This is a genomic window from Pontibacter indicus (genome assembly GCF_900156345.1).
GTDB lineage: Bacteria > Bacteroidota > Bacteroidia > Cytophagales > Hymenobacteraceae > Pontibacter > Pontibacter indicus.
This window is the reverse complement of sequence record NZ_FTPP01000001.1, coordinates 207725-223564: the sequence shown is the minus strand read 5'-3', so window position 1 is coordinate 223564 and position 15840 is coordinate 207725. Positions and strand designations below refer to the sequence as shown.

At 51.6% G+C, this 15840-nt stretch carries 15 protein-coding genes; 11 read left to right on the top strand and 4 right to left on the bottom strand.

Annotation, left to right across the window (positions count from 1 at the left end; genetic code table 11):
- The first annotated feature begins 66 nt into the window (after nt 1-66).
- The 3 genes from B0B12_RS00985 to B0B12_RS00975 all read left to right on the top strand — a co-directional run bounded on the left by B0B12_RS00985 (nt 67) and on the right by B0B12_RS00975 (nt 2467).
- The gene (locus B0B12_RS00985) at nt 67-840 is read left to right on the top strand and encodes an MBL fold metallo-hydrolase (RefSeq protein WP_076665654.1); all 774 of its coding nucleotides are present in this window, start codon (nt 67-69) and stop codon (nt 838-840) included.
- Between the two features lie 14 nt (nt 841-854).
- The gene (locus tag B0B12_RS00980; protein WP_076665653.1) at nt 855-1217 is read left to right on the top strand and encodes a DUF1622 domain-containing protein; all 363 of its coding nucleotides are present in this window, start codon (nt 855-857) and stop codon (nt 1215-1217) included.
- A gap of 566 nt (nt 1218-1783) precedes the next feature.
- Nucleotides 1784-2467, top strand: coding sequence for a hypothetical protein (locus tag B0B12_RS00975; protein ID WP_076667551.1), 684 nt, complete (start codon nt 1784-1786; stop codon nt 2465-2467).
- A gap of 61 nt (nt 2468-2528) precedes the next feature.
- On the opposite strand, the gene B0B12_RS20650 is transcribed toward B0B12_RS00975, so the two are convergent.
- On the bottom strand, nt 2529-2654 hold the full coding sequence (locus B0B12_RS20650) for a hypothetical protein (protein ID WP_280173741.1): 126 nt from the start codon (nt 2652-2654) through the stop codon (nt 2529-2531).
- A gap of 574 nt (nt 2655-3228) precedes the next feature.
- On the opposite strand from B0B12_RS20650, the gene B0B12_RS00970 reads away from it, so the two are divergent.
- The 7 genes from B0B12_RS00970 to B0B12_RS00940 all read left to right on the top strand — a co-directional run bounded on the left by B0B12_RS00970 (nt 3229) and on the right by B0B12_RS00940 (nt 10861).
- Nucleotides 3229-6351: a SusC/RagA family TonB-linked outer membrane protein gene (locus tag B0B12_RS00970; RefSeq protein ID WP_076665652.1), complete on the top strand. Its 3123-nt coding sequence runs from the start codon at nt 3229-3231 to the stop codon at nt 6349-6351.
- A gap of 15 nt (nt 6352-6366) precedes the next feature.
- A complete protein-coding gene (locus tag B0B12_RS00965) occupies nt 6367-7785 on the top strand; it encodes a SusD/RagB family nutrient-binding outer membrane lipoprotein (RefSeq protein WP_076665651.1) in 1419 nt (472 codons plus the stop codon).
- A 231-nt stretch (nt 7786-8016) separates the two neighbouring features.
- Entirely contained in the window at nt 8017-8349 is a 333-nt protein-coding gene (locus B0B12_RS00960; RefSeq protein WP_076665650.1) for a putative quinol monooxygenase, read from the top strand.
- On the top strand, nt 8346-9050 hold the full coding sequence (locus B0B12_RS00955) for a porin family protein (RefSeq protein WP_076665649.1): 705 nt from the start codon (nt 8346-8348) through the stop codon (nt 9048-9050). The genes B0B12_RS00960 and B0B12_RS00955 overlap by 4 nt, the downstream gene beginning before the upstream one ends.
- Nucleotides 9051-9175: 125 nt before the next feature.
- Nucleotides 9176-9328 carry a hypothetical protein gene (locus B0B12_RS20160; protein ID WP_170871795.1) on the top strand — a complete coding sequence of 51 codons (153 nt, stop codon included), beginning with the start codon at nt 9176-9178 and terminating at the stop codon, nt 9326-9328.
- Nucleotides 9329-9382: 54 nt separating this feature from the next.
- Entirely contained in the window at nt 9383-10228 is an 846-nt protein-coding gene (locus B0B12_RS00945; protein WP_076665647.1) for a carboxypeptidase-like regulatory domain-containing protein, read from the top strand.
- 24 nt (nt 10229-10252) lie between these two features.
- Nucleotides 10253-10861 carry a carboxypeptidase-like regulatory domain-containing protein gene (locus tag B0B12_RS00940; RefSeq protein ID WP_076665646.1) on the top strand — a complete coding sequence of 203 codons (609 nt, stop codon included), beginning with the start codon at nt 10253-10255 and terminating at the stop codon, nt 10859-10861.
- A 21-nt stretch (nt 10862-10882) separates the two neighbouring features.
- Here B0B12_RS00940 and hemA read toward each other — a convergent pair whose 3' ends face one another.
- The gene (gene hemA, locus B0B12_RS00935) at nt 10883-12145 is read right to left on the bottom strand and encodes a glutamyl-tRNA reductase (RefSeq protein ID WP_076665645.1); all 1263 of its coding nucleotides are present in this window, start codon (nt 12143-12145) and stop codon (nt 10883-10885) included.
- A gap of 185 nt (nt 12146-12330) precedes the next feature.
- On the opposite strand from hemA, the gene B0B12_RS00930 reads away from it, so the two are divergent.
- Nucleotides 12331-13446: a Fic family protein gene (locus B0B12_RS00930; protein WP_076665644.1), complete on the top strand. Its 1116-nt coding sequence runs from the start codon at nt 12331-12333 to the stop codon at nt 13444-13446.
- 7 nt (nt 13447-13453) lie between these two features.
- Here the strand turns inward: B0B12_RS00930 and B0B12_RS00925 are convergent, their stop codons facing one another.
- Nucleotides 13454-14515 carry a response regulator gene (locus B0B12_RS00925; RefSeq protein ID WP_076665643.1) on the bottom strand — a complete coding sequence of 354 codons (1062 nt, stop codon included), beginning with the start codon at nt 14513-14515 and terminating at the stop codon, nt 13454-13456.
- On the bottom strand, nt 14512-15744 hold the full coding sequence (locus B0B12_RS00920) for a hybrid sensor histidine kinase/response regulator (RefSeq protein WP_076665642.1): 1233 nt from the start codon (nt 15742-15744) through the stop codon (nt 14512-14514). Before B0B12_RS00920 ends, B0B12_RS00925 begins: the two co-directional genes overlap by 4 nt.
- Between the last annotated feature and the right edge of the window lie 96 nt (nt 15745-15840).

Genomic DNA, 15840 nt, shown 5'->3' with positions numbered 1-15840 from the left:
AAAGCCCTTTCTCCTGTTAGGAATGCTATACCTTAAAAAGAAGCAAAACACTTTAATTGTAAACCTATGAAATTGACATCCATCCTCATGCTGGCAGGTCTGCTATTGGTGCTGACAGCTCAGGCACAGCAAAAGAACAACATCGACCGGATTGAAACCCAGAAAGGGCCGCTGACCATACAGCCGGTGCTGCACGGCACGCTGGCTTTTACCTGGAATGGGAAAACGATTTACGTGGACCCCTACGGTGGTGCTGAGGTCTTTAAAGGTATAGCCGCCCCGGATCTGATCCTGATCACCGACATCCACCCAGATCACCTCGACCTGAAAACGCTGGAGGGCATCAAAACCGACAAAGCCACTTTTGTGGTGCCGCAGGCTGTGGCCGATAAAATGCCCGAAAACCTGAAGAAGCGGGTAGTAGTGCTCGGCAACAACGACCATATAGAGCAGCAGGGCATTTCCATTGCGGCATTGCCCATGTACAACCTGCCCGAAACTGAGGACTCCCGCCACCCCAAAGGCCGGGGCAATGGCTATGTGCTAAAGTTTGCCGACAAAACCGTATATCTGTCTGGCGACACCGAGGACATACCCGAAATGCGCGCCCTGCGCAACGTCGATGTGGCCTTTGTTTGCATGAACCTGCCTTATACCATGGACATCGACCAGGCGGCTTCGGCGGTGCTCGAATTTAAGCCTGCCATCGTATACCCTTACCATTACCGTGGCCAGGAGGGCTTGAGCGATGTGGAGGCTTTTAAGCGAAAGGTAAACGAAGGAGATCAAAACATTGAGGTGCGCCTGCGCAACTGGTATCCAGAGGCGAGCAAGAAGTAGACGACCCAAACGGCATGGAGGATTTTAAGCTGTACATCGAATATATTTCCCGTGCCATAGAAGCGATCGGCGTCCTGATCATTGCGGTCGGGGCGGCCGTTGCACTCCTTCACTTCATTTTCCCATTGGGCCCAAACGCCCGCCGCTCCTACAGGGTGCTCCGACACGAACTCGGCAAGGCAATTCTGCTGGGCCTGGAGGTACTGGTCGCCGCCGACATCATCGCCACCGTGGTTACAGAACCATCCATGGATCGGGTGCTCACGCTCGGCCTGATCGTGCTGATCAGAACTTTCCTGAGTCTCTCGCTACAGGTAGAGCTCGAAGGCCGCTTTCCCTGGCAACCTAGAAAAACTGAGTCAGACCAACCTCTTTAAGACCTCTCCAGTCGGAAACGCACAGACTATACCTGTTATGGTGATTCCGGCTATACCTTGTTCTCCCCTCCTTCTCTATCCTTATTCGCCTTCCGTTACCGATTAACACTTGGGGGTCTTAGAAATTAAAAGTTAAAGTATACAGTAGCGCCGTGCAAAAAAATTATCTCCATTAATAGGCCATTTAGCTTCTGATTCGCTTTCATTTGCAACTGCCAATAGATGGAGATTGATCTCATTCCTGCGAGGATTCAACGCTGCAAAAATGTTAAGTCGACTGCTTTACACCCGGCTTCACAGTCGACTCCAAAATCACTTAGTGCTAACACTCAGAACTTTAACCAGTCAGCGTTTGTTGACCGTGAATGAATAGCTCATGCGGCCGCCTAAGTGGAGGTGCGATGGGTTGTTCATTTTAGGCCCACATTGGCAATAAAAAATAAACTTTTTAAGTTAGTGTAAAAAGGTTTTTGGATAAACAGCATAAATTCAGCTATTCGACTTTCCCCAAAAAATATTATTTTTATATTTACCGCAATTCAACTTTTACCAATATTCCAAAAAACATGAAAGCATTCTTTCTTTCCTTATTGATTGTGCTGACCGTAGCGGCACCAGCAGTGCAGGCGCAGGGAACGGCTAAAAATGAGACCAAGACTGCCACCGGCCTGACCGGGCAGTTCAACGATCTCAAAAGCAAGTCTAATTCCTACATGGAAGGCAACAGAGAGTATAAGGTAGTGAATGTGAGCCTGCTGAATTCATTCTGGCAAAGCGTGCAGGCCACCATCAAAGATGTGGAGCAAAAGCAGATCAACGACCTGAACGCTACCCGCAAGGATCTGGAGACGGCGAAGGCACGCATTACGGAGCAAGAAAAAGAAATCGAGGCCCTGAAGCTGGACAACGCACAAAAAGAAGCTGCTGTGCAGCAAAGCGAAGATGCCGTGAACAACCTGCATGTGCTGGGCATTCCGATTCACAAACAGGTATACGTGATCATCAACACAGCCATTATCGCCCTGTTGCTTATTGCCCTTGGTGTGGTGTACACGCAGTTCAAGAGTAGCAAGAAGGTGACCGACCAGAAGAAAAAAGAGTTTGAGGACATCGACCGTGAGTTCGCTGAATTCAAGAAAAACGCCCGCGAGCGCGAGATCAAGATCAAGCGTGAACTGCAGACGGAAATGAACCTGGTGGCAGAACTGAACGATCAGGTAGCTGCCCTGCAAAAGAAAGCACACGCGTAAAAGCGCCCTGCCATTACATTTACACAAAACAGGCTGTCCTGATCAAGGGCGGCCTGTTTTTTTATGGCCAGAGGTGGTCGTAGAACTTCTTTCTGCGCTTCGATTTCTTATCCCTGCCATACATGTAGTACACAAAGTAACCGACAGCGTAAAGGACAAGAACCGATATGATAATGATGATCTCCATGCCTTTCTATACGTAAAATCCGCGCATTAGGCAGCTTAATCCTATATATCCCTCGCTACATTAAATCAGGTATAGCAACTCAACAAATTGTATGGTTTGTTTTGTAGCTGCCTGTCTAAACTAATGCGCGCATTATAATAAAACGAATAGGGGGCATTTATCCAATCTGTTCCCAGTGCTAAAGCGCGTTTCCTCCCTCCCATTTTCTATACCTGCCATCCGGTTTTAAAATCTGGTACTATACAAATATGTGCTCTAAACAGCAGAGTCAGAGCACCAAACGCTCTGTATTTGCCAAAATTCATCGGTTTGGACTGAAATAATGCATCGAGCAGCACATTTTATACACAATAGATTCCCGTTTCTGCATATTCATCGTATATAAGACAAGTTTTTTTTTGATTAGTCATATTCATACTTGCTAAAATTCATATATCTGAAGGCAGGTATACCTAGTGAAGACAACAGCAGATAAACACCATGGTTGGCCTTAGCAACAGGCTACCCTTTGTGCTGTAACTCAGAATAACATTGCGCTTTAAATAAATTCTATGATTCACTAAATGAGATCATCATGAAGAACACCTTTACACTTATTTTATGCATGCTCTTTGTGCTTGGCGCCACAGGTGCCTGGGCGCAGCAGCGGCAAGTCAGCGGACGCGTGACTGCCTCTGACACAGGCCAGGGACTGCCCGGGGTTAGCGTGACCCTGAAAGGCACTACCACCGGCACGCCAACCGACGCCGAAGGCCGTTATCAGATTGAGGTACCTGACAACAATGCGGTCCTTGTCTTTCGCTTCCTGGGCTACGAAGTAAGAGAAGTCCCAGTGGGTAGCCAATCAACGGTCGACGTAGTGCTGAACGCCGATGCGCAGGAGCTCGGCGAAGTAATGGTGACGGCCCTGGGTATCACCCGTGAAAAGAAAGCCCTGGGCTACGCCGCCCAGTCGGTAGAGTCGCAGGAGCTGACGCAGCACCGGCAGCCCAACGTGCTCAACGCCATGCAGGGCAAGGTGGCCGGCGCTGTTATCTCCAGCACAGGCGGTGCTCCCGGGCAGGGTACCAACATCCAGATCCGGGGCATCAACTCCATCGACCCAACCCGTCCCAGCCAGCCGCTTTTCGTCATCGACGGCGTGCTGATGGACAACTCAACCTCAACCTTTGGGGAAGGCGCCGAGCTACGGGGTATGAGCAACCGTTTGGCAGACATCAACCCGGACGACATTGCAAGCATCAACGTGCTAAAGGGCGGCGCGGCCACAGCGCTCTATGGCCTGCGCGGAGCAAATGGGGTTGTGGTGATCACCACCAAAAGAGGCGAAGCAGGCGCCCTGCGGGTGAGCCTGACCAGCACAGCCGGCATAGAGGAAGTGAACAAGTTCCCGAAGACACAGGATACCTATACCCAAGGCTATACCGGTGTGTACGACCCGGCCAGCTTCTGGCCTTCCTGGGGTCCTACTGTGGAGGAGGCAAGAAAACTGGACCCGACACACCCTGAGAAACTCTACAATCACTTTGAGGACGCCTACGAGAAAGGGCATCAGTTCCGGAACTCGCTGTCCTTCTCAGGCGGTAACGAAACCATCACGTACCTCTCCTCCCTCTCCCACCTGAAGCACGAGGGCGTGCTGCCATTCACCGATTTCGAAAGCTTCTCTGCCCGACTCAACACCGATGTAAAACTGAGCGACAAAGTGCGGACAGGCGCCAACTTCAGCTTCTCTAAATCTGGAGGCATGCGCTACAACGCCGACCGCTTCAACGAGATGCTCAGCTACTGGTCGCCGCGCTGGGACGTGGAGGATTATATAAAACCAGACGGCACCATGCAGAGCTATGGCAACGACAACGCCATATATGCAGCCGCCACCAACAAGATGGAGGACGACGTGAACCGGTTTATCGGCAGCGTGCACCTAGGCTATGCCCCGCTCAAATGGCTGGACCTGAGCTACCGGATCGGGTTGGATAGCTATACCGACGACCGCACCCGCACCGCACCGGGCGAACGCGGTTTTCCTGACGAACGGGTACTGGAAGACAATGGACTGGGATTCGTGTATGAGTATACCACCAAATTCCGGTCCATCAACTCCAACTTCATCGCCACCGCTACAACAACCTTCGGAGAGAACTTCAACGCTACATTCCGCCTGGGGCACGAACTTTATGACGAGCAGGTGAGAAGCTTTGGCGTGGAAGGCAATGAACTGACCGTGTTTGACTTTTTCGACCTGCGCAATGCGCGCGCGCTCACACCCCGGGATGACCAGTCGGAGTACCGGCTGATGGGAGTTTTCGGGGAGGCCTCTTTCGACTACCGCGACTTCCTCTTCCTGACGCTGACAGGCCGAAACGACATCACCTCCACGCTTAGCAAGTCCAACAACTCATTCTTCTATCCTTCTGCCTCTCTGAGCTACGTGTTTTCAGAACACCTGGGGCTGCCGTCTTTCATCAACCAGAGTAAGCTGCGACTATCCTACGCCCAGATAGGCAAGGATGCGCCCCGCTACTCCACCTCGTCCGGTTTCTCACCCTACACGGGTTTCCCGACGGGCTTCACCGGCTATACCCGTAGCGCCCTACTCGGCAACCCCGAACTCAAGCCCGAGTTCACCAACACCTTCGAGGCGGGCCTGGAGATGGCCTTCCTGAATAACCGACTGGGCTTCGATTTCACCTATTACTACTCCCTGAGCAAAGACCAGATTCTGCCGATCGATGTGGCGGCCTCTACTGGCTTTATCCGGGCCGCTGTAAACTCCGGTAAGATGCGCAACAAAGGGGTGGAAATCGTGCTGAACGCGACTCCTGTCAGATCAGAAGACTTCAGCTGGGACACCAAGGTGATCTTCTCTGCTAACCGAAACAAGATCCTGAGCATTCGTGAAGGCCTCGAGGAGATTCCGTATGCCTCCCAGTTTGGTTACCTGAGCTCTACTGTGACCATGAAGCTTATACCAGGACAGCCCTACGGTAACATTTACGGTTCCAGTTGGCAGCGCTACTATGGCCCCGGCGAAGAGGAAGATCCACTGTTCATCGACGAGGACAGACCCTTGCTGATCGGGCCGGATGGTTTTCCGGTTCGGGCGCCACTCTCCAAGCAGAAGATACTGGGCAACTCACAGCCTGACTGGATTGGTGGCTTTACCAACACCTTCACATACAAAGGCCTGAGCCTGACCGCCCTGCTGGATGCCCGCGTGGGACACGAGAAGTACAATCAGATGGGTAACTTCTTCTCCGCCTTCGGCATTGCCGAGTACACCGAGAACCGCAACGAGTTCAAGGTGTTTGAGGGCGTGTTGGCCGACGGTACACCCAACACCAAGCAGGTATGGCTCGGTCAGGGTATAGGTCCGGATGGCGTCAACTACGGAGATGGCTACTACCGCCGCTTCCACCGGGGCGTGTCAGAGGAGTTTGTGGAAGACGCCTCGTGGGTACGCCTGCGCTCGCTCACGCTCAGCTACTCCCTGCCGGGTCAGTGGTTTGAGAACATCTTCCTCCGCAACGCCTCCGTCTCCCTGACCGGCAACAACCTGTGGCTGTCCACCGACTACTCAGGATTTGACCCGGAAAACAGCTCCAACCCGAGCGGCAGCAACGTGGACGGGTTTGCCGGTTTCACTTATCCGGCTGTAAGGAGCTATCTGTTCACCCTGAACCTTGGGTTCTAAAAAGCGAGAAACATTATGAAAAAGATAGTAAGATACGCACTCGCCCTTACCATGCTAGGGGCAGCGATGGGTTTACAAAGCTGTGAAGATTACTTCGATCTGAATGACAACCCGAACTTGGTTCCAGAGGCACCGCTCAGTGCGCTGCTCTCCACCACTACGCACAAGACTGGCCTGAACAGCCAGCGGGTAGCGGCTACCACTTCATTCTTTGTGCAGTATGTGGCCAGCCCCACGGCAGGCAGCGGCACCGACACTTACCAGGTAACCGACTATACCGGCACCTGGGATGCGCTATACCTGGCTATGGCCGACATCTACGACATGCGGCAGAAAGGTATAGAGGAAGGCGCCTCGGACTATGTAGGCGTGGCCAATATCCTGATGTCCTACCACCTGAGCTTGGTGACTGACCTGTGGGGCGATGCACCTTACACGGAGGCCTTCAATAATAGTACCCTCACCCCTGCTTTCAACACAGAGGAGGAACTGTATGCCGAGGCGCTGCGCCTACTCGACGAAGGTATAGCCGAGCTTCAGAAGACCGACTCGAAGGTTGTACTCGACGATGACAACGATCTGATCCATGGTGGGGATAAAGATAGCTGGATTAAGACGGCCTACGCCTTAAAAGCCAGGCTGCTCAACAAAGTGAGTAAGAAACCGTCCTACGACCCGGCTGCTGTGCTGAGCGCGGTAGATAATTCCTACGAGTCCAATGCTGATGATGCCGAGATGGCCGTGTTCGCACTGCGCAACCCCTGGGCTGAGGTAGCGCGAAGCAATGCCTCGCTCATACTGGGTGGTTGGCTTTCGGAGCAGCTCGTTAATCAACTCAACGGCACCACCTATGGCGTCGTGGATCCCCGAATATCTCGTATTACGGACCCTACGGTGACTGGCACTTACGTGGGCACACCGAACGGCGTGGGCAACGTGGGCCCGGCCAACAACACGGTGAAGGACGAGGTTTACATCTCGCGTAACTCACCGCTCACTGGCGAGGCGTCTCCAATTACGATTGTATCCTATGCTGAAATGAAGTTCGTTGAAGCGGAAGCGGCTTTCCGTGCCGGTGACAGTCAGCGTGCCTATACCGCCTATCTGGAAGGTATACGCGCCCATATGGACAAGCTCGAAGTGCCGGTTGCCGAGCGCGATGCTTACCTGAATAACACCGCAGTAAGTGTAGGAGCTGCCAACCTGACCCTCGACCTGATCTTTAAGGAGAAGTATGTGGTGACCTACCTCAATCCGGAAGCCTGGAACGATGCCCGTCGTTACAATTACCAGTACGCTGACTTCACGCTACCAGTCAACGCTGCCCTGCCTACCTTCATCCGCAGGGTCGCCTACCCACAAGGAGAAAGCAGCAAAAACCCGAACACGCCAGATTCGCCTGTGCTGTCGGAGCCGCTTTGGTGGGACCAGTAGAGTCTAAGAATTAGAGAGTTTGGGAGTTTAAGAGTGAATTAAATTTTCTGACTACAGTAATTGAAAAGCAGCAGCTGATCGGGGTGGGTCGGTTGCTGCTTTTTTGTTAAGAAGGTGCAGTTCAACTGAGTAATTGCATATCTTTTTTGCTATATTTAATCTCTATACCGCCCAGTTTTAATTACAGGTATAGTTACAAAGCAACATACCCTTTACTTCTATACCTGTTTTATGAACAAATACGGTCTACACGGAAAACTACAGGCTACTGCCGGGAAAGGCGCGTACCTTGCTCAGATATTGTTAGAGGCCTCCAAGTTGGTTTCGACGGCAATAGGCTGCCGGCTATACCTGGTCAGTCAGGACAGCAGCAATCCAGATGCCGTGTGGGTGACGGAGGTATGGGACAGCAAAGAAGACCACGACAATTCTCTTCAGGTACCCGGCGTGAGAGAACTGATTTCCCAAGCCATGCCGCTGCTTGCCGGCAGACCTGAAAAAGGCCAGGAACTGGAAGTGCTGGGGGGAACTGGATTGGAAGTTGAATTAGCCCATATCTCATGAAAATATTTTTACTGTCTCTAACCTTTGTTATAGTAATCACCAGCTTTTGTACCGCCCAGATCAGACCAAATCCTACTGCCTACACAGGTGCTGGGCTCAAGGGCGGCTCCAGTTTCTCATCATTCAACTTCAACCCATCTCAAGGCCAAGGCTGGGCAACCGGATACACAGCGGGGCTAGTGCTTAAGCATGCGGTACGGGTGAACGAGAATGAGCCCATGATGGGGGTACAGGTAGAGTTAAATTGGGTGCAGCGCGGCTGGACAGATCATATTGATTCCACCACTACGTATACCCGAAAACTCCATTACCTCGAATTGCCTTTTATGACGCATGCCATGTGGGGGCATAAAAACACCAAAATAATAGCCAACTTCGGCCCGTCCATTAGCTACCTTCTCTCGAACCGCGACAGCATAGATGCGATCTTAGACACGAAGCATAATGGTTATTATCAAAACGAAATTGAAAAACCCTGGCTTGCGGGCCTCGCCTTAGGAGTAGGTGTGCAGCGTTCTACTGCATTTGGCACTTTTCAATTGGAGGCAAGACTTACCCAGAGTCTGAACAGTATCATGACCAAGAGACAACGACTTATCTCCGCCACCAATACCAACATCACAGTCACTGCGGCATATTTGCTAGAGCTTCGGCCTAAAAAAGAGCGCAGTACTAACGGAGCAAGTTCATTTTTTAGATGATCAACCATTCCAAGCTATACCTAAGATCTTCGTCATGAATAAAATATCGAAAAATACCATCCTCGTGAGTGTGCTTTATATCTGTTTATGGGTGATTGGAAGTGCCTTGTTATACCATGAGAACAATGGCAAAATCATCATCGCCGTTACCGCAGCAGTCGTTCTCTTCAGAATTAGCTCCCAAATTAAAAAAGACAGAAAAGCGAGTTCCGGCAGGTGAGTTTACGAAAATTACTCCGCCGCTTGCAACCCATGTTACGGAAATTGAATCTTCTTGATAGTTCCTATACCTAAAGCGGGTATAGCTCCCATACTTTCAAGAGACTCTTCTGATGCCGAAACACAAACTGCGCCAACTGCTCATCACCTTTTTCTATTTTCTTACTGCCAACTTCGCTCTCGGACAAGGCTTACAGATTAGTGGCACGGTCAGAAATGCCGCGCAGCACGAGGCTATACCTTACGTCAACATCGGCATCAAAAAGAAGAACGTCGGGACAGCCACCAGGCCAGACGGTAGCTTCCGGATAAGTCTGAAAGAAGAGAACCTGCAGGATACCCTCACTTTCTCCGCCATCGGGTATAAGGAGTTAGCTATACCTGTTGAAAGAATCCTCCTTGGTGGTTTGACTTCCTTTGAACTCACAGAAAAAACCACAGCCCTGCGAGAAGTTGTCGTCAACAGCAAAGCGGCGAAAGTCAAAAAATTCGGCACTACCTCGCGTAATCCTTTCCTTTACGGCTCAGCCGAAACGACGCAGTCAGAGGATATTTCCGAGCTGGGCAAATTCATCGACCTCAACAACAAAACTTCTGAGATCCTGTCTGCCACGGTATACCTGCGCAGCATCAAGCGCGACTCCGCCACTTTCCGCATCAATCTTTACAAGAACGAGAGCGGGTTGCCCGGTGAGCGCCTCGTGGAGAAAAGCATCATCCGACGGCTTCCGCTCACACAGGGCTGGGTTACGGTTCCGCTGGAGGCCTATGGCCTGGTGGTGAACGAAGATTTTTTTCTGGGTATAGAATACCTGCCCGAGTACAGTAATCACGAAAAGTATATTTTCATTTACGGCGCTGCATTAGGCGGGAGCTTTTATTCCAGAAAGGCTAGTCTGGGTGCCTGGGAAAAAGGAATTGGCGGCCGGCTGGCGGCTTATGTCACGGTAAGGCAGTAACAAACCAGTTCTCAGCTGCTCTGCATGAAACAAAGCCTGTATTACTTCGCCGCTACCTTCTTGCTCGTACTAATTACCAGCCTGGCAGTGCAGGCGCAGCACACCTTGCCTGTCGACAAAAGGGTCATTCAGTTTTCGGGAATGGTATACGCCAGCGACAGCCTGACAGCGTTGGAGGATGTTGCCGTTTATGTGCCGGGCACCACAAGGGGGACGCACACGCGCAAAAGCGGCTATTTTTCGATGCCCGTGCTGTCCGGTGACACGGTAGTATTCGGTGCCCTGGGTTACGAAAAGCTATACCTGATCGTGCCTTCGGAGACCACAGAAAATTACCTGGCGCGTAAAATTGTGCTGGAAAGAAAAGAAAACAAGCTGCCTACGGTGGATGTGATGCCATGGGCGACGGAATATGACCTTCGTCTGGCCGTGTTGCGCACCAAACTCCCCGAGGAGCCCAAAGACAAGCTACCCGTTATTCCTCCACCTGTTGTCTACAAATCGATCACAAAAATGCCAGCCATGGATGCGGAGGCCAATTTCCGGTACGGGCAGAAAATACTGCAAAACCAGCAGGAGTCACGTTACAGGGTACCCGATATTCTGAAGATTTTCTCTATTCCGATACGCTAAAGTCAATTTGCCAGGTATAGCCTAGGCTTCCTGCTTCTCGAGGTTGAAGAGGGCGCTCAGTCCTTCCAGCAAGGCCTCTGACTCGCCACGCTGGCAGGCTGCTTTCAACTCCAGGGCAGGCAGTTTTACGATCTTGTTGAGGATGTTTTTGGTGATCGCCTCCACGAGTTCTTTCTGCTCGTCACCCAGCTTTTTGGTATAGCGGGCCAGCTCCTGCTGACGAATCTCTTCCAGTCGGCTCTTAAACTGCTGCAAGGCTGGCGACATGGCCATCTCGCGGGTCCAGGCAGCAAATTCAGCCAGCGCCTCTGCAATGATCTCCTTCACCTGTGGAATAGCCGCCATGCGCATGGTCAGCGCCTCGGTGGCTCTGTTACGGATGTTGTCGACGTTGTATACCTTCGCGTTTGGCAGATTGCCGATCGCGGCGTCGATGCTGCGCGGCATGGAAAGGTCCACGAAAAACTGCGGTGCGTTCTCACCCATTTTTGCGACATCCGCCTGCCCGATGAAGAAGCAATCGCCGGGCACAGAAGAAATCACCACATCGGCGTTCGACATCTCTTCCCACACGTTTTCCCAGTAAATAGCACGGGCATTGGTTTGCTGGGCCAGCTCCAGCGCCTTGTGGTGGGTGCGGTTCGCGATGGTGATATTGTTGATTTTCGACTTGCCAAAATTATCGCACACATTGGCGCCAATCTCCCCTACCCCGATCATCAGCACGCGCGGATCGGTCATGCCTCTAGTCAGCTCCTCTACAAGCTCCACCGTGGCGTAAGATACCGAGGCGGCACCATCAAAGAAGGCCGTCTGATTGAACACCTGCTTGTTGGTATAGAATATAGTGTGCATCAGCCTGTGCAGGAACGTGCCGGCCATGCCAGCATCAGCCGCCCACTGGTAAGCTTTTTTCACCTGGTTGAGTATCTGCATATCGCCCACCACCTGCGACTCCAGTCCGAGCGACACATAAAACAAGTGCTGCACAGCCTGCTCGTGGTCCGTAATATGCTGAAAATAAGACGTAATCTCTTTCGTCGCGATAAAGCCCTTCTCAATGGCAATCAGCTTGATGATTTCGCGGGAAAGGTCCTGCGTAGCCGAGTAATATACCTCGGTGCGGTTGCAGGTAGAAAGCACCATCACATCCTGCGCATCGGTAAACTCGCTTATCTTATCGAGCAGGTTACGGCAACCGATCTCGTTCAGCGATACGGCTTCACGAATGGCGATGGGTGCTTGCTTGTAAGATAATGTCAGGGCCTTAAACTGATTTTGCATGTCTTTCTCTCAAATACTCTGCAAATTTCTCAAAACCCTGTATTGGAAAGTATGACTTTTGTCATTTTTGGGTAGGAGAAATGTCAATGTTTGGAATAGGATGTTTTGAAGTTGCGGAGAATAGCCTTGTCAATCTCCGCAAATATGCGGAGATTGGAGCGATTATTCTCCGCATTTACTATTAGATGAGCTACTATATATACCATCACCCGGACTGGCCTAACTTTAAATGGGACGCTGAAGCACTCACGGACAAGCTAGCCGAGGTGCGTTACTTACAAGGATTGATGGCCGGGCGGATGGAGTCGTTGGGCTTTACGGCCCGCTCAGAAGCTGTTCTGCAGACACTGACACAAGATGTGACCAAATCAACCGAGATCGAAGGCGAGTCCCTCGACACAGAACAAGTGCGTTCATCCATAGCCCGACGCTTAGGTATAGAAATAGCTGGTCTGGTGCCGTCAGACAGGCACGTGGAGGGCGTGGTAGAGATGATGTTGGATGCAACGCAGCACTTTGAGCAGGCTCTCACCCAAGATCGTCTGAAAGCATGGCAAGCCTGTCTGTTCCCGACAGGCCGCAGTGGTATGCACCAAATTCTCGTAGGTGAATGGCGGGACAACGAAAAAGGACCCATGCAGGTAGTATCCGGACCGCTTGGTCGTGAACGAGTACATTTCCAGGCTCCCCATGCAGACAATTTGCCTTATGAAATGAACTTGTTCCTGGATTGGTTTAACCAGCAGCAAAACCTCGATCCTGTCCTGAAGGCAGGTATAGCCCATCTGTGGTTTGTAACCCTACATCCCTTCGACGACGGCAACGGGCGCATTGCGCGTGCCATCACAGACATGCAGTTAGCCAGAGCTGAGCAAAGCGCTCAGCGATATTATAGCATGTCCGCTCAGATTAGATTGGAGCGAAATGCTTACTACAGCATATTAGAGAAAACTCAAAAAGGTGCGCTGGATATTACACCGTGGTTACAATGGTTTTTGGATTGCCTGTACAATGCATTGAAGGTATCGCATGAAAAACTTGGGACAGTGCTGCTGCGCGTCAGGTTTTGGGATGTGCATGCGGAGACTCCATTGAACCAGCGGCAGCGTCTTCTAATAAACAAACTTCAGGAAGGATTTGAAGGGAAGCTTACAACCTCTAAATGGGCCAAAATAGCCAAATGCTCGCAAGACACTGCTGGCCGCGATATTCAGGATCTGATTACGAAAGGTATTTTGAGAAAAGAAGCGGCAGGCGGAAGAAGCACAAGTTATGTGCTCCTCCAGCCTGCCGCAGAATAGATCGGTTCTAATTCCGCATCCGCTCCAGCTTCTGAGAATTCAGGATCGTGATCTTGCTACCGCGGGTGTCGATCAGGTTTTCGTCCTTGAAATCGGCCAGGGTGCGGATCACGGTCTCTTTGGAGGCGCCCACGATGCTGGCCAGGTCCTCGCGCGTGATCGATACCTCTGACTTGTAGTTCGGGTCTTCTTTGTACTGCTTTTCCACAAACAACAATGCCTCCGCCACACGCTTGCGCACGGAGTTGTAGGCCAGCTTTAGCAGGCGCTCCTCCCGGTCAGCCAGGTTGTCGGAGAGTATTTTGATGAACTTGCCGGCCACATCGCGGTTCTGGTAGAGTAAGGTATAGAAGTCCTCACGCGGGATGATGTATACCTCCGAATCCTCCAGCGCCATCGCCGACTCGCGGTAAGCTTTCTCTTCAAGCAGGTCGAGATAACCGATGAAGTCTCCGTCCTTATAGAGACTCGTAATATACTCGCGGCCTTCTTCGTTCGCCTTGTAAGTCTTGATCTTGCCTTTGTTGAGGAAGTAGAGGTTGCTCGGGTAGTTGCCTTCCGAGAACAAGTGCTGCTTTTTGCGGAAAATGGTAACACGACGGTTCTCCGAGATCAGCTTGTTGAGCTCCTCGTAGCCTTTCGCCTCCTGAATGAAGTTGTCGAGTCCCTGCACATTGCGCTGAAACTCGGCTTTCATGATCTCGTTTTTCTTCAGGCGCATCTCCACCACGTCCAGCAGCTCCACATCGTCGAAGGGCTTGGTCAGGTAGTCGTCGGCGCCCAGGTTCATGCCTTTGCGGAAGTCGTCTTTTTCTGATTTAACCGTCAGGAAAACGAAGGGAATACTGGCCGTTTCGGGGAATTTGCTGAGCATGTGCAACACACCGTAGCCGTCGAGCTGGGGCATCATGATGTCGCATATGATCAGGTCAGGGTGTTCTTTTTTGGCCAGGTCTACTCCAAGTTTGCCATTCGGCGCTTCGAGTACCTGGTAGTTAGCCAATGACAGGATCTCGGCAGTGTTCTCGCGTATTTCCTGGTTGTCTTCAATCAGCAATATCTTTTTCATATCTGTGCGGTATATGGCAAAGTGATGGTGAATGTGGTGCCGTGGCCCAGCTGGCTTTCATAGCGCAACTCGCCACCCATAATCTCTACATATTTTTTTACAATGTTCAGCCCTAGTCCGGTTCCCTGTATGTTGGTCACGTTCTGCGCCCTGAAAAAAGGCGTGAACAGGTGTGTCTTGTCTTCGTCAGGTATACCGATCCCCTCGTCGCGCACGTCCAGTGTGACCACATTCTCTTCGATGGCTGTCTTGAACCAGATGGTGTCATTCTCTCCTGAGTATTTGCTGCCGTTGGAGAGCAGGTTGATGATCACGTTGCGCATCAGCTGCTTGTCCAGGTATACGGTCTGCTGGTCGCCTTCGTGCCGGTAGTCGATGCGCTGTCCCTCTTTCAGGAAGCCCTGCATTTCATCGACCACTTCTGCCGCAAAACTCTGCAGATCGAAGCTACTCGGTACGTTGTGTATTTTCCCCTCCTCCATGCGGCTGATCGACAGGAAATCGTTCAGGATGTTGGTCAGGTTGTGCACCGCCGACTTGATGCGGCCCACGTGCTTCAGGCGCTTTTCGTCGTCTTCGGCGGTCTTGTATTTGGTGATCAGTGATGCTGACGACAGCACGGTACTCAAAGGTGTCCGGAACTCGTGCGAAGCGATGGTCACGAAGCGCGATTTAAGTTCGTGCAGCTCCTTCTCTTTCTGCAGTGCCTTGTAAATTTCGGTCTGTGCTTTTTTTAACGTGCGGTTCGCCTTCTCCAGGTTCTGTATGGCCGCGGCCAGTTCCTGTGTGCGCTCCTCCACCCGTTGTTCCAGCTCGGTGTTCAGCTTCTGAATCTCGGCCAGACTCTTGGCGTGCTCTATGCTATACCGGATCGAGCGCTCCAGGTCATAAGGATTGAAGGTGCCCTTCACCAGGTAGTCCTGAGCCCCTGCCCGCATGGCTTTCTCGTCGGTTTCGCGGTCGCTCTGGCCTGTGAGCAGAATGAACGGGGCGGCTATACCTTCGTTCACCGCCTGCGTGATTAGTTCCAACCCGTCATGCGCACCCAGCCTGAAATCGACCAGGTATACATGGTGCCGCTGCTCCCGGATAATGTCGATCGCCTCTTTGAAAGATGGCGCCCAATCGAGCACGTAGTTGCGCCCCGGTATATCGTCCATAATATCCCGCGCAATGATGAAGTCATCCTCATCATCATCCACCAGCAAAACACGAATTCTGTCAGGCATATTTTGAGTTTGGGAGTTAGAGAGTTTAGGAGTTTGTGAGTTTAAAAGGTTAGAGTTAGGCTAACAAGCTCATGATACTGGTTAGTCTTAGCTGAA

What these genes read in the sequence shown, in the direction of transcription:
- B0B12_RS00970 (WP_076665652.1), top strand. Translation starts at nt 3,229, where the DNA reads ATGAAGAACACCTTTACACTTATTTTATGCATGCTCTTTGTGCTTGGC.
- B0B12_RS00955 (WP_076665649.1), top strand. Translation starts at nt 8,346, where the DNA reads ATGAAAATATTTTTACTGTCTCTAACCTTTGTTATAGTAATCACCAGC.
- B0B12_RS00920 (WP_076665642.1), bottom strand. Translation starts at nt 15,744, where the DNA reads ATGCCTGACAGAATTCGTGTTTTGCTGGTGGATGATGATGAGGATGAC.
- B0B12_RS00945 (WP_076665647.1), top strand. Translation starts at nt 9,383, where the DNA reads ATGCCGAAACACAAACTGCGCCAACTGCTCATCACCTTTTTCTATTTT.
- B0B12_RS00975 (WP_076667551.1), top strand. Translation starts at nt 1,784, where the DNA reads ATGAAAGCATTCTTTCTTTCCTTATTGATTGTGCTGACCGTAGCGGCA.
- B0B12_RS00940 (WP_076665646.1), top strand. Translation starts at nt 10,253, where the DNA reads ATGAAACAAAGCCTGTATTACTTCGCCGCTACCTTCTTGCTCGTACTA.
- B0B12_RS00925 (WP_076665643.1), bottom strand. Translation starts at nt 14,515, where the DNA reads ATGAAAAAGATATTGCTGATTGAAGACAACCAGGAAATACGCGAGAAC.
- B0B12_RS20650 (WP_280173741.1), bottom strand. Translation starts at nt 2,654, where the DNA reads ATGGAGATCATCATTATCATATCGGTTCTTGTCCTTTACGCTGTCGGT.
- B0B12_RS00985 (WP_076665654.1), top strand. Translation starts at nt 67, where the DNA reads ATGAAATTGACATCCATCCTCATGCTGGCAGGTCTGCTATTGGTGCTG.
- B0B12_RS00965 (WP_076665651.1), top strand. Translation starts at nt 6,367, where the DNA reads ATGAAAAAGATAGTAAGATACGCACTCGCCCTTACCATGCTAGGGGCA.
- hemA (WP_076665645.1), bottom strand. Translation starts at nt 12,145, where the DNA reads ATGCAAAATCAGTTTAAGGCCCTGACATTATCTTACAAGCAAGCACCC.
- B0B12_RS00930 (WP_076665644.1), top strand. Translation starts at nt 12,331, where the DNA reads ATGAGCTACTATATATACCATCACCCGGACTGGCCTAACTTTAAATGG.
- B0B12_RS00980 (WP_076665653.1), top strand. Translation starts at nt 855, where the DNA reads ATGGAGGATTTTAAGCTGTACATCGAATATATTTCCCGTGCCATAGAA.
- B0B12_RS00960 (WP_076665650.1), top strand. Translation starts at nt 8,017, where the DNA reads ATGAACAAATACGGTCTACACGGAAAACTACAGGCTACTGCCGGGAAA.
- B0B12_RS20160 (WP_170871795.1), top strand. Translation starts at nt 9,176, where the DNA reads ATGGCAAAATCATCATCGCCGTTACCGCAGCAGTCGTTCTCTTCAGAA.